The sequence below is a fragment of the Halioxenophilus sp. WMMB6 genome (assembly GCF_033283405.1).
In the GTDB taxonomy this organism is placed as follows: Bacteria; Pseudomonadota; Gammaproteobacteria; order Pseudomonadales; family Cellvibrionaceae; genus Halioxenophilus.
The window spans coordinates 729,401-742,736 of record NZ_JAWMQR010000002.1; the positions used below are offsets into that span (position 1 = coordinate 729,401).

The following is a 13,336-nucleotide window of genomic DNA, read 5'->3' on the forward strand; positions in this document are numbered from 1 at the left end:
GCTGGTGAATAGCGCGACGAATTTTTACAAACTGGCAAAATGAACAGTCTATTCCGCAGTTTACGTTTTAAACTTTTCGCCACAATTTACGCATGCCACAACCTCGATTACCTATTTAATAAACCAGATGCCAGTCGATATGCAGTCGTAAAAAAGATAAAACCAGTTAGGATCTGTTAAAAACCAATGCTGTTAGCGTTAGCCCAAAAAAGAAGATGACAATAATTAACGCCATCACGAAATCACTCTGGTAAAAAAATATTTACAAACAACCTGATTAAAAAAATGTCTGCCAGGCAGATAATTTTGTTCATCCATGGCGAGTAAGCAGTCATTTTTTTTAGCGAATCACAGGCAGCAAGCAGCCTAAAATAAAAAAAGCCAGCACCCTAACGAGTGCTGGCTTCTTTGCGGGTTGGGCTCTTCTCAAACCCAGGCGCTAACCGTTAAAAAGTATAACCCACAGAGACACCAAACGTTCGCGGTGCACCCCAGGTAGTGAGCGGGCCATAAAATTGCGGCAGCACCTGGTTGCGGTACTCTTCATCAGTGAGGTTGTCACCGTAAACTGCCACGGTGAACTGGTCAGATGGATCGCTCCACTCAGCCCGCAGGCTCAACAGCTGGTAGGAGTCCTGAGGGTAGGATTCCGCCGCATCGAAAAAGAAGTCCGAAGTGTAGTAGAGGTTGCCGGAGAAGTTGAGGTAACCCCAATCAACCTGGGTTTGATAAGCCACACCCAGATTGGCAGTCCACTCTGGCGAACGCTGCATCTCAAAGCCGGAGGCATCGGTAAACGACGGCAGAAAGACACCAAAGGCCGGGCCACAGGCAACAAAATCAAGACACTGTGCCCACACCTGGGATTGATCAAACTGGTCGTACTCCGCCTTCAGATAGTTGGCCGACAAATTAACTTCCCAATGCTCATCGATCGCGTAGCGCACCGCACCTTCAGCCCCGTAGACGGTGGAGTCGGCGGCGTTGCGAATCACACTGGTGTCCGCCACAAAACTGGCCACCTGCAGATTGGAGTAGTCGTAGTAGTAAGCCGATAGATCAAACGCCAGCGAACCGGAACCAAATTTATAACCCACCTCGTAGGCTTTGATCTCCTCCGGCTCAACCTCGATATTATCCAGGGTGCCGCCACCCACGTTTAAAATGCCCGATTTAAAACCCTCGGTGTAGGAGGCGTAGAGCGAGGCGTTATCCGAAACCGCGTAGCGCAACGCCAAGCGCGGTGCCAGGTTGTCGTCGTCGACATCCGGCGCCGAAACCGCTTCCAGTCCATTGACCGTCGGCTCCAGGAAGTAACCGTGGTCGATGGAATCACGGCTGTAGCGCAGGCCCAAGGTCAGGAAGAGGTTGTCGGCCAACGCGTAGGTGGCATCGCCAAACACGGCCACGGAGGAGACGTCGACACTGGAACCACCGCTGCGCACAAACGGGCCGCCGGCAACCGAACCACGGTTGTTTTTAATGGCCGAGGTGTTCTCGAAATAGAACAGCCCGGTGGTCCACTGCAATGGCCCGCTATCGTTGGAAGAGAGCAGAAACTCCTGGGTGAAGACATCTTCGAAGCTGTCGAAAATAAAGTGGAAGATTGGCAGCGCGGAGGCATCGAAATCTTCGTAGTGGGTGCCCTCCTCCTCGCGCACCTGGGTGTAGGAGGTGAGCGTGAAGGCGTCGAAATCGGCGGTTAAGGTCAACTGGGCGGTGGTGCCTTCGGCGTCGAATTGCGGCAGGAAGCCATTGGAGACCTCATTGGCATCGGTCGCCACTGTTGAACCATAAACGGCGGCTGTTGAGTAGGCCACGCCATCGCGGCTGTAACCGCCGGCGGCCAGGTAGGTGTTGTCGTCCATACGGGCGTAACCGTAGCGGAACAGGGCGGAAAAGTTATCGCTCACCTGCCACTTGGCACCTAAACGCACCGAGGAGTTCTCATACTCGGCGTCGGTGTCGCTGCCGGTAATAATGTTGTCGACGTAACCATCGCTGGCTCGGAACGAACCGGCCACGTCAAAGGCCAAGTCATCCGACGGACCACCGGTCATGTACAGCGCCACTTTCGAAGTGTTGTAGTTGCCGTAGCTCGCCTCCACCTGGCCGCCAAACTCGCTGCTGGGGGCGGTGGTGGTGAGCAGAATGGCACCGCCGGTGGAGTTGCGGCCAAACAGGGTGCCCTGGGGCCCTTTCAACACCTGTACACTCTCAATATTGAGCAGCTCAACATCGGCCATCAATGGGCTGGGTGTGTAGAAACCATCGGCGTAAATACCGACGTTGGAGCTGCCACCAGCTACCACCACGGCAGTACCCACGCCGCGAATAGTGGGCTGGGCATAATTACCGGTGTAGTCAAAGCGCAGCCCCGGAGTCAGTTTCATGATGTCGCTCAGTTGCTGCACATCGCCTTTGCCCAGCTGCTCGGAGCCGATGGCGGTAATGGCGATGGGCACGTCCAGCGCCTTTTCCGAACGGCGCTGGGCGGTAACGGTTACCTCTTCCAAAACACCGGCGGCTGCGGTCGACTGCTGGGCCATAGCCGAGCTGGCCATACCCATACCGGCCAGCAATAAACACAAAGGGAGACGTGCAGCTGGGGCTGGCTGCCTTAACGAGCGCCCGCAAGAGTTGTTGTTATTCATTATTGTGAACCTGCTTAAGAATTATTGACTGAGAGAATTATTGGTATTTTTTTAGTTGTAATAGGGCGAGAGTCTGAATCTCGAACCGGGCCGATTATAAACCCCTCTCGCCTCCCTGCATAACCGTGATAAGAAAGTTATTTGCGTGCCGGGGCGATGACCTGCCCAGCAGCACCATTTTATATATTGAACACCTTCACAACTGTCATTCAGCCTTTACCATGGCGCGTTAGCGCTGGTTGGAAGCTCCGTCGCCCGGGTATTGGCAATCAGGTCATTGGGCCGTTGATGGCAGTTGATGATTCGTTGGTCATCTTGGTTTCCATGGCAGAGGTTGAAGGGGAGCGACAACTGGGCAGATCAGCCGCCAGCTAGTGAGCAACCACCGTTGCGCAGTGCGCGGTGCCAGCGACGCGCTCCGGGTTAACGTATCAATCAGGCCGACTAGCTGCCGGCCCTTGGCTAACGCACCGAAATCTGCACATAGCAAGGCAGTTCCGGTTGATGTAACACCTGCTGTTGGGCAGTGACCATTTCGACGGCCTCCGCCAAGGGGGCACCGGTACCCAGGTTGCGGGCGTAACGTGGGTGAGCGCCGCTGGCCACCAGCAAACGCAGGCGGTGGCCCCGGCGCAGGCGATAGGCGGTGGGCCAACAGTCGATGGTCACCAGGCGCACGCCCGCACTATTGGCCGGTGGTTGCCCCGGCCGCAGACGGCGGTAGCCATCGCAAATGTGCACCGCCACCCCACGCCGATCGACATCACACAGGCAGACAAAAAAGTCGGTATCGGCGCGGTCGCTGTGCACCGCCAGCTGCACGCTGACCGCGCCCAGCAGGTCGAGATCATCGCTTACGGCCTCGGCGCTGTAGCTGAGCACATCGGCGCGTTGCTCGAGGGCGGTCATCACCGGTTTTTTACTGCTGCCCATCACCATGGGCCCGTGCAGCGCCGGCGTGGGGTCGGCCGGATCATAGGTATAGCCGCGCGCGCCTTCGTCACTGGCGGGCGGCGTCTCACTCAGCCTGCCATCGGCGTGTAGATAGAGAGTGTTGGTTTGCACCCCCGGCGGCGGCCAGCTGGGTAGCTCCAGCCACTGTTTGGCCACCTGCAGATAGGCGCGTACCGGCGCACGGCCGGCGAAGGGCTCCGCTCCGCGACGGCAATTGCCGAATAACCCTGCCGCCTGGCGCAACCCCTCAATCATGCCGCCCGGGGTGAAGTGGGCCCAGGGGCCAATGGTCAGCCAGGCGCGCTTGCCGGCCGCCTGGGCGGCCTGAAAATCGCGAATCTGGTAGGGCAGAAAGACATCCTGCCAGCCGGCCACCAGTGCCACCGGTGCCTGCAGCTGGCCGATGGCGTCGCTGTAGTTCATAGCCGCCCACCAGGGGTCGCTGGGCTCGGCGTGCTCCAGCCACTGTTGCCACCAGGGGGCAGGCCGACCAAAAGCGATCTTATCCATACTGCCCAAAGGCAGGTGGCCATGGGCGTCGTCCAAACTTCCCGCTTTGGGCCGCTCCATTTTGGCACCGGGCTCGGTCATGGCCATCTCAATCTGCGTCCAGCCCAAGGTGCCGGCCTGAGTGAAGCCGCCACCGCCGAGAATCTCATCTTTGAAGTTACTCAGAGTCACCTGCAACACCAGGCCGCTGAGCAGATCCGGCCGGCCGCTGGCCATGGCCCAACCGGCGTTGCCCAGGTAGCTGGCGCCAAAGGCAAACACCTGCCCGGAACACCAGGGCTGGGCGTGCAGCCAGGCCAGGGTATCGGCGCCGTCGTCGCGCTCCTGGTGCATGGGGTTTAACTCACCGCCGGAGCCGGCGGTTCCACGCACGCTCTGCAACAGCACCGGCAGGCCGCGCTCGGCCAGCAGCGCCGCCATCAGGCCAAACAGCGCCTCCCGGCCGTAGGGGCTGCGCATAATCACCACCGGCCCCGGCTCATCGCCTGCCAGGTGGTAGTAATCGGCCAGCAAGCTAACGCCGTCGCGCATGGGCACCGATAGCCCTTTATCGATCAATAACTTACCGGGTTGCTTTGCCGGCAGGCGCAAAAGCCGGCCCAGAATCCACCGTAGCAGTGCCAAGGGAACCTCGCTTAGTCGGGTAGGACAATCGGGTTAAAAGAGGTAAATGGGGTTAATGAGCTTCGTAGACGACGATAGAGACATTGCCGGTATTCAGATCCGGCTCCAGAGTCGCGACATAGACCGAGTGGTTGAGCCACTCGTGGGGGCCTTCGGGCGCAATAAAACGGGGTTGGGTGATCATCCGCAACGAGGCGGGATCGAGCATCTGGCTGGCGCCATTGAACACCTGAATGATGGTGCCGTCGGCGGCTTTGATGGCGTAGCGGGCATCAACCACAAAGTGGCCATCGCTCAGGCGCACCGCCCAATCGGTGCCACCGGGCAGAACCTCACCCTGCAACCGAGGGCCGCTGATTTCACCGCCGGTGATGGCGATCATCATAGCGTCGCCACCGCGGATTTTACCGAGCGGCAGCGGTGCCTCGCAGGTGACCATTAAAGAAAACAGTTCCGTCAATTGTGGTGGTTGTGCAACGGCCACGTGTCGCTCCTTATTATGATTATTTTTAAAATGGACAATCGCTGTGCTGTCAGGATCGCCGGCAATACCCCAGTTTTGGCCTGCGGCCTTGGTGCGGCGATCAACCAAATAACAGCCCCGCACCAAGGCAAAAGGCCGATGCCGGGGAGGCGCTATAGTAACCAACTATTCGAATTCAGGGTTAGAAGCAATGCACGCCTCTGGCTGCAGCCGCGGCGCCTGTCCCTGTTTGGCCAAACGCTGATTGAGACTGTCGGCAGACATGGGCCGGCCAAAGTGCCACCCCTGGCCGTAGTGTGCTCCGGCTTTGGCAACAATCAGTTTCTGGGCTTCGGTCTCTACCCCCTCCGCCACGGCGCACACCCCCAGCTTGCCGACGATATCCATAATGGTGGAGATCATCGAGGTCTTCAGCCCCTCGGTAGTGATGTCTTGAACAAAGCTGCGGTCGATTTTCAACTGCTGGAAATTAATGTGTTTCAGGTTTTTCAGATTGGAGTAGCCGGTGCCGAAATCGTCAATGGAGAGGTAGTAACCAGCATCCACCAATGCCTGCAACTGGTCGCGCGCCGACTGGCCATCGATGTACTCATTCTCAATAATCTCCAGGCCGATACTGAAGCGGTTGTTCTGCAGGGCGGCGTTGGCGACCAGTGCCGCGCCATGGCCGGCCTCCAAGTCGCCGGGGAAAATATTAAAGGCCACCGTAAAGCCCGCCGGCAGATCAGGCTGGGCCTCCAGCTCGGCAATCACCCGGCTAAACATCGCCTCCGAAAACTGCCAGGTGAGCCCCTCACTACGCAGTAGCGGAATAAAAACATCCGGCGTCAGCGCCCCCTGGGAATCCTCAAACCGGGCCAGTGCTTCGCAACCAACAATCTGGCCACTGCTTAACTCCACCACCGGTTGGTAGAGCCAGTAGAACTTGCCCTGGCGCAACCCCTGTTTTATACGGAAACGATCAGAACGGCGTGTTTGCAGAGCTAAATTAACGATGGTACCGGCCCCCGCCGCCGCCAGCAGGCAGAGCAACAGGGCGAAGGCGAGCACCAGAACGTTGCGCCGCACAAACTCGCGCAGCGAGGTTTTTACCGCCAGGCAGTAGTACTCCACCTCGCCACTGCAACTGATTGCCATACCGCCGTAGTATTTAGAGACACTCTCCACCAGCCCCACCAGGCCGGGCTCGCCGGCCAGATGAAAGGTCTGACCACGGTTATCAAAATAGAGCTCCCAAGTCACCCGTTGCGGATCGGTAATATCGAGTCGGGCCGGGTCGACCACCGCCACCACCGAGTCGCCCCCCACCAACACCACCGCCACTTCGCGGTCATCAAACAGTTGCAGCATGTAGTGTGGTTTCGACCAGATACTCGACCCCTTGGGGCCGACAAAATCGGGCGGCCCCAAGGCCACGGGTTGCGCAAGTTCACCGACGCTGGCGCTACAGAAGAGTTGATTGTTTTGGATCAGGCCGAGATCCAACAGATATTGGCTGTCGAACAGCGCCCGACGCAGGGCGGTGATGTTGGCGGTGGAACAGCTGTGATCGCCATTCTGCTCCAGTTGGCCGATTTTCGCCTCGGGCTCATGGGCCGCCTGTTGAAAGCGCTGCATCAGATCCTCGGAGTAACCGCTATTCTCCGAACGTAAAGATAGGTTGGCCGCCAGCCCCAAACAGAGCAGAGCGATAAGAAAAACGCCGGTTGAGGCATAGATTGAATAGATTCTGGTGGGATGAACAGGCATACCGTTCTCAAACTTCCTTCCATTGCACAGTCTGGTAATGCAATTTATCGGCCCCTATAGATCTCTAACAGGCAAATTGGCAATCTGACTGATGGGCCTTGGCGCACGCCGTCGGCCGCAGAATCCGTTCCTGTTGCTGCCGACTATTAATTTAATTATGGGCCGGCAAACGAGTGGGTTAGAGTAATGCTTTGTACGCCATGATGCCAGTCTCACAGATGATGAGCAGCAAACCATCAAGGGTAATATCGTTGGTTTATGTATTTAAAGGTGCCGTTGACCACCATGAGTAGCTGTTCATCCGAGCGCACCTCACACTGGCAATGGCCAATCTCACCCTCGCCCTGCTTGATAGAGACCAGCGCCTCCACCCAGTGGTTGGCGGTCAACTCCGCCACCCGTTCCAAATTGAGACTGACCGTCACCACACTCTGTTGGCAGTTCCGGCTCTCCACCAGGGAGCGCCCCAGAGCCACATCGGCCAGGGTGGCCAACACACCATCGTGCACCAGGCCATTTTCATCGCAATGACGCGCCTCAAGCCAAAGGCCCAACTGAATTACCGCAGTTCCCCGCTTGCGATAGAAAGGCCCCAGCAGCTCCATAAAGGGCATCTTTGACGTATCAAAGAGTTCAAAACCAGGAGGCACCCTCGCTGGCTCGTCACCTAAACTCACCGGACTATTCACCCTAATTGGCTACGCCTACTATCAATCGGTGGCACGCGGGGTGATAAATTTAAAGGAGCCGCTGGCCATCATGATGAGCCGCTCGCCCTCTTTAATCTCGCAAGTGGCAAAGCCAACACTGCCCTGACCCTTTTTAATTTGCACATGAGCTTCCAGCCAGTCGCCCTCGTAGGCGGTGCCGATATAGTCCAGGTGCAGGCTGATGGTAAAGGCACGTTTATCGTCGCCCAGATGCTGCACCAGCGCGCGCACTGCGGCGACGTCAGCAAGGGTGGCCAGCAGACCGCCGTGCACCGTAGCCAGGGAGTTGCAGTGCTGTTTCTCTATCAACATACCCAAGTGCAACACCTCGGCACCTACCTTGTGGTAGACCGGACCAATCAGCTGAAAAAAGGGGATATCGAAATCAATCGGCTCGTAACCGGCGGGAATTTCCTTGGCCATGTGGGACTGCTCCTAACTGCGGGACTGCAACTACATTGGGAAAAACGCTAACCTTGCCTGCATCGCGGCCTTTGGGCAAGTGGAGATTACCATCGAGCAAGTCCACTGACGGTCGTCCGGCAACTCATGGCCGCACGCGTAGTCCATACTCTGTCACCACCCATATTTAGCACCTGCTGCAGGCACAACAATGGAGAACAGCCATGTCCACCGAGGTAGAGTCCCAGCCACCCGCATCCAACCAACGCCCTATTCCCCAGGAGGCCTTTGACTGGTACGACGAATACGCCCACGGCCTGATCGACCGGCGCACCTTTCTCACCCGCCTAACCGGCCTGGCGGCGCTCGGTTTTAGCCTCACCACCCTCACCGGCGCCCTGTTGCCCAACTACGCCCTGGCCGAACAGGTCTCTTTTAACGACCCCCAGATCAAAGCCACCTATCTGAAATTCAGCTCTCCGCAAGGCAGTAGTGAAGGCCAGGGCTATTTTGTGCAGCCGGCCAACCTAAGTGGTAAAGCACCAGTGGTGTTGGTGGTGCACGAGAACCGCGGCCTCAACCCCTATATCAAGGATGTGGCCCGACGCCTGGCAAAGCAGGGGTTTGTCGCCTTCGCCCCGGATGGCCTCTACCCACTGGGTGGCTACCCCGGCAATGACGACGACGGCCGTGCCCTGCAGGCGATGATGAATCGGAAAGTATTGGAGGAAGACTTCATCGCCGCCGCCCTGTTTTTAAAGGAGCACTCGCTGAGCAACGGCAAGCTGGGTGCGGTCGGCTTCTGCTTTGGTGGCTACATCGTCAATATGCTGGCCGCCACCATCCCCAATGAGCTCGACGCCGCCGTCCCCTTCTACGGCACCCCCGCCGCCGAACCACTTCGCAAAAATGTGCGCGGGCCGCTTATGCTGCAGTTTGGCGGCCTCGATAGACGCGTCAATGAGACCTGGCCGGGCTACGAAAAAGCCTTAAAAGCCAACGGCGCCGACTATATCGCCTATACCTACGACGGGGTTTACCACGGCTTCCACAACGACTCCACCAGCCGCTACTCCGAGCCTGAAGCCGAGCTGGCCTGGCGAAGAACACTGGAGTTTTTTAAAGCCAAGCTGGCCTGATCCCAAGCGCATCCCCGGCAATCCCCCAAAACGGTTAACTTCGGGATTGCCGGCGCGCTAAAGCCGGCGGCGATGGCATTGTCATTGGCCACTGCCGGAAATCTCCGTCAACAGAGCGACAATGCAAACCAGGGAATTGCTATAACAGAAAGGCAACCGGTGGGAAAATTTAACCCGTGCTTCTGGGCAGCAGCATTAAAGCGCCAGCCGCCAGCAGGGAACCCAATGCCATCAATAACGCGACCGTCCCCAGCGAGTGACCCGCCGCAAATAGAAAACCAGCGACGATCGGCCCTAAGGCAGCACCTCCACGGCCGGCGCCAATGACTAAACCGGTACCGCCCGCTCGCACCCGCGCCGGAAAAGATTGTGCGAAAATCGCATACAAGCCAACCACCGCCGCATTGGTAAAGAAGCCGGCCAGCGCCGCGTAGAAAGTAAGCTCCTGTAAATTACCCGGCACCATCCCAAACACCACTACCATGACCGCGGCAAAAACCAGAGTCCCCAAGACAAGATGGCGGATATCAAATTTATGGGTAAGAAAACTGAGCAGCAGTGAACCAATTACACCACCAATATTGGCCCACACCAGCACGCCGCCAGCGGTGGCTGGCGCATAGCCCATATCCACCACAATTTTGGGAATCCACTTCAAGATAAAATAGAAAGTCATAATGTGCGTAAAGTAGGCTGCGGTTAACACCAAGGTGATGCGCCTCAACTCCGGCGACAATAGTTCACGAATGCCCACTTTATGTTGCACAACCGCTTCGGGCAGCGAATGGATTACGCCTCTACCCATTTTTTTGAAAACCAAATTAATTCGTGCCAGTGCATTTGGGGGCCGACGATGGCTAAGGTACTCGATAGACTCCGGCAGAAAAAACCAAACCAGCGGCAAAAATGTTAACGTCAACAGCGCACCAAATAGGAATACCGCCCGCCATTCAAAGTAGACCAACAGAACAGAGACCACAGAACCACCAAAAATGGCACCCAGCGGGTAGCCCGCCGCCATCCAGGCGACCACCATATTGCGCCACTGCTTATTGGAAAACTCCGCCACCATAGCATTGGTGGCCGCCAACATACCGCCAATACCTAGGCCGGTAAACAGACGCACCAAAGAGAGGTTAATCACATTGCTGGCAGCAGCGGCCAGCAACATCCCGGAAGCCATCAACACCAAACAGGCCACAATAATCGGTTTGCGACCAATGCGATCGGCCAGGTTACCCAACAACACCGAACCAATCGCCATACCGACCAGCTCCATGGACAATACGATCCCAAGAGCAGCGCGATCTATCCCCCAATTGGCAGCAATACCCGGGGCGGCAAAGCTGATCGCCAAAACATCAAAACCATCCAGTGCGGTTAAGCCAATACCTAAAATCACCACCACAATTTGCAGTCGGCTCATGGTGGATTGAGCAATAACCTCACAGGGATTGGCACTGTCCATAATTCTGTTTTATCTCTTATTATTTTTTCAAAAACGATCTATCGGCAGGCAGGCTTGGACGATACCATAGCATCACCCACCTTGCCTAAGGCTTGTTACAGCAACAACATCAACGCACTAAATAATCGTGCCCGCAGCAAAAAACTGCGGGCCGATCGTTAACACAACAGATTTAAAAATTATAACTGACCGATAAATAGTAGCTTCTCGGCCGGCTATAAATCACCTCGGCGTAACCACTACCCGTACTTAAGCTGGAGTTACCGGCAATTGCGTAGGTCTCGTCAGTGAGATTCTCCACGCCGGCAACCAAGCTCCAGCTATCGGCAGCATCAGCAAAACGGAAGGAGAGGTTAGTCACCGTTTCGCCGTCTGTTTGCGCCACCTCTTCGGTGTTGGCAGCATCAAAATATTGGCTACTGGTATAGGCCAGATCCAATCTCGGCGTCAGTTCAAAACCACTGAAATAAACACTGTAGGATGCTCCCAAACTGGCACTAATTTCCGGCGTGAAAGGTAGGTCGCTCTCGGGGCCAAGTGTTGCTTCGGCACCGGGTATTTCTGAAACACTATCAATCTCGTCATCCAAATAACCGAGGCTACCTTCTATTATCAGAGCTTCACCTGGGGCATAGGTGAACTCTACCTCTGCACCGGAAATTGACGACTCACCGGCGTTGAAGAGAATTGGCACAATACCCACACGGTAGGTGAGCTGCATATTTTCATAGTCGGTTTTAAACAACGCGGCGTTGACGCGCAGGTTATCACCGACATCCGCCTTAATGCCCAACTCGTAGGTGGTAGCCTCTTCGGAGTCAAACCCGACCGGATCGCCACCGGGAGGGGGCGCATTGTAGCGCTGGTTAAAGCCACCGCTTTTAAAGCCTTCCGACCAGCTCAAATAAGTCATCAGGTTTTCATTAAAGCGATACTGCGTGCTCAACGAGAAAGTTGTCGCATCAAAATTTTGCTTGTGCGGCCCCACGGGTACGTTATAAGGCGGCGCAGGGGTATCGAAGCTCAAGGTTTCCGGCACCGGCAGGGGCACCACCCCGGCGGAAGTGGCAATTAAGCGCATGGATTTATCTTCTTCGGTGTAACGGGCACCGGCGCTCAGGCTCCAGGTTTCGCTCAGATCAAACGTCCAGTTGGTGTAGTAGGCGATGCTCTCGTTTTCCAAGTTGGCCAATTGGTAATCGACCGGCACTATACCGGCGGGCACTCCAGGCGGGCCAAAAGGCACTAGCAAGAAATCGCGAATATCTTCATCAAAGCTAAAGATTCCCGCCACCGCATTGAGCGACGCCACTTGATAGGTGGCTTGAATTTCATGGCTGGTTTGATCTGCAGTACTGTCGTACTGGGTGCTGAGAATCGTCAGGTAGGTGTTGTCGGCATCGCGCGAGCCAAACCAATCCAACTTGCGATCCGCACCGATATATTTCAACGCAAGCGCTTCATTGGCCTGCCAATCAACAGTCACGGAGAAACCTTGGTTCTCGGTATTACTTTCGGCTTTGGTATTGCCGCCGTTGGTGTATTCACCTAAATCCCAGGTGGCATTATTGGCACAGCGTTGATCAACCACGCCACTCGGTACTGAAGGTGGCGGGAAGGTCGCCCCGGGGCAGCCCGCCGTTACACTCTGGTATGCGGGAAAAGCGGCATTTTCATTAATGGCGGCAAACACAAACGGCGAACCATTCTCATCCTCTTCGGTGTAGTCTGCGCGCAGGGCTACGGTTATTTCATCGGTCGCATTCCAAAATAGCGAACCATTAACGGTGTAGCTATCTTCATTGCCTAAATCGAGGCCATCGTAAATCCGCTCAACGTAACCGTCGCGCTGCCGTGCACCGATACTCAGACGCGCCGCCACAGTATCGGTAATTGGCAGGTCCAGCGCGGCAAAAGTTTCGAATAAACCTTCATCGCCCACGCCCACCTTTACTTTGCCGCTGAACTCATCACCCGGTTTTTGTGTGGTAAGAATTACCGCACCACCGATGGTGTTGCGGCCAAACAGCGTGCCCTGGGGGCCGCGCAAAATTTGAACATTGGCGATATCGCGAAAATCCATCACCCCACCCACCGAACGGCCCATATAAACACCATCGATATACAAACCGACTCCGGGGTCGACACCACCGGAGGCATCCGACTGGCCAATCCCACGAATAAACACTTGCGCGGCAGAGCTGTTGCCCGAGAGCGGGCTGTAACTTTTAAATTGCAGGTTGGGAGTTACTCGGCTGAGGTCTTCGGTGGTCACCAGCATGCGGCGTTCCATCGCAGCTTCGGAAAAAGCCGAAACTGCTACCGGAGTGTCTTGCAGGTTTTCCTGAACTTTGCGCACCGTTACCACAATCTCTTCCAGTGCGACGCTCTTGCCTTCGGCCAGCACATTGGCGCTGGCCAATGCTGCCAACGCCAGGTTGGCCGCGATAACTTTAACCAGAAGAGTCTGTTGCAACCGAGGCTTATTTGATTTGGCGGCGTGCTTCCATTGGCTACCGCTAATCGCTTTTGAACTTCTCATACTAAGTATCTCCTGCTGTTATTATTATTTGTTTGTAGGTAATACATACAGAAAAACCGCCAGTCCAGCGCCGTTAACTACCCCTCCTGATCAACAAGTC

9 protein-coding genes are annotated in these 13,336 nt (G+C 56.1%); 1 reads left to right on the forward strand and 8 read right to left on the reverse strand.

Annotated elements, in window-relative coordinates; all coding sequences use genetic code 11:
- Nucleotides 1-446: 446 nt before the first annotated feature.
- The 6 genes from SBL51_RS08800 to SBL51_RS08825 form a co-directional block, all read right to left on the reverse strand.
- Nucleotides 447-2,564 carry a TonB-dependent receptor gene (locus SBL51_RS08800; protein WP_317930531.1) on the reverse strand — a complete coding sequence of 706 codons (2,118 nt, stop codon included), beginning with the start codon at nucleotides 2,562-2,564 and terminating at the stop codon, nucleotides 447-449.
- 552 nt (nucleotides 2,565-3,116) lie between these two features.
- Entirely contained in the window at nucleotides 3,117-4,742 is a 1,626-nt protein-coding gene (locus SBL51_RS08805) for a CocE/NonD family hydrolase (protein ID WP_317930532.1), read from the reverse strand.
- Between the two features lie 52 nt (nucleotides 4,743-4,794).
- On the reverse strand, nucleotides 4,795-5,226 hold the full coding sequence (locus tag SBL51_RS08810) for a DUF3237 family protein (RefSeq protein ID WP_317930533.1): 432 nt from the start codon (nucleotides 5,224-5,226) through the stop codon (nucleotides 4,795-4,797).
- Nucleotides 5,227-5,391: 165 nt separating this feature from the next.
- Entirely contained in the window at nucleotides 5,392-6,975 is a 1,584-nt protein-coding gene (locus tag SBL51_RS08815) for an EAL domain-containing protein (RefSeq protein WP_317930534.1), read from the reverse strand.
- A gap of 236 nt (nucleotides 6,976-7,211) precedes the next feature.
- Entirely contained in the window at nucleotides 7,212-7,652 is a 441-nt protein-coding gene (locus tag SBL51_RS08820; protein WP_317930535.1) for a PaaI family thioesterase, read from the reverse strand.
- A gap of 33 nt (nucleotides 7,653-7,685) precedes the next feature.
- Nucleotides 7,686-8,108 (reverse strand): PaaI family thioesterase, encoded by a 423-nt coding sequence (locus tag SBL51_RS08825; RefSeq protein WP_317930536.1) that lies wholly within the window; start codon nucleotides 8,106-8,108, stop codon nucleotides 7,686-7,688.
- Nucleotides 8,109-8,311: 203 nt separating this feature from the next.
- On the opposite strand from SBL51_RS08825, the gene SBL51_RS08830 reads away from it, so the two are divergent.
- Nucleotides 8,312-9,226 carry a dienelactone hydrolase family protein gene (locus tag SBL51_RS08830; protein ID WP_317930537.1) on the forward strand — a complete coding sequence of 305 codons (915 nt, stop codon included), beginning with the start codon at nucleotides 8,312-8,314 and terminating at the stop codon, nucleotides 9,224-9,226.
- Between the two features lie 169 nt (nucleotides 9,227-9,395).
- Here the strand turns inward: SBL51_RS08830 and SBL51_RS08835 are convergent, their stop codons facing one another.
- Complete coding sequence (locus SBL51_RS08835) at nucleotides 9,396-10,694, reverse strand: MFS transporter (RefSeq protein ID WP_317930538.1); 1,299 nt, start codon at nucleotides 10,692-10,694, stop codon at nucleotides 9,396-9,398.
- A 172-nt stretch (nucleotides 10,695-10,866) separates the two neighbouring features.
- The gene (locus SBL51_RS08840; protein WP_317930539.1) at nucleotides 10,867-13,236 is read right to left on the reverse strand and encodes a TonB-dependent receptor; all 2,370 of its coding nucleotides are present in this window, start codon (nucleotides 13,234-13,236) and stop codon (nucleotides 10,867-10,869) included.
- Nucleotides 13,237-13,336 lie beyond the last annotated feature (100 nt).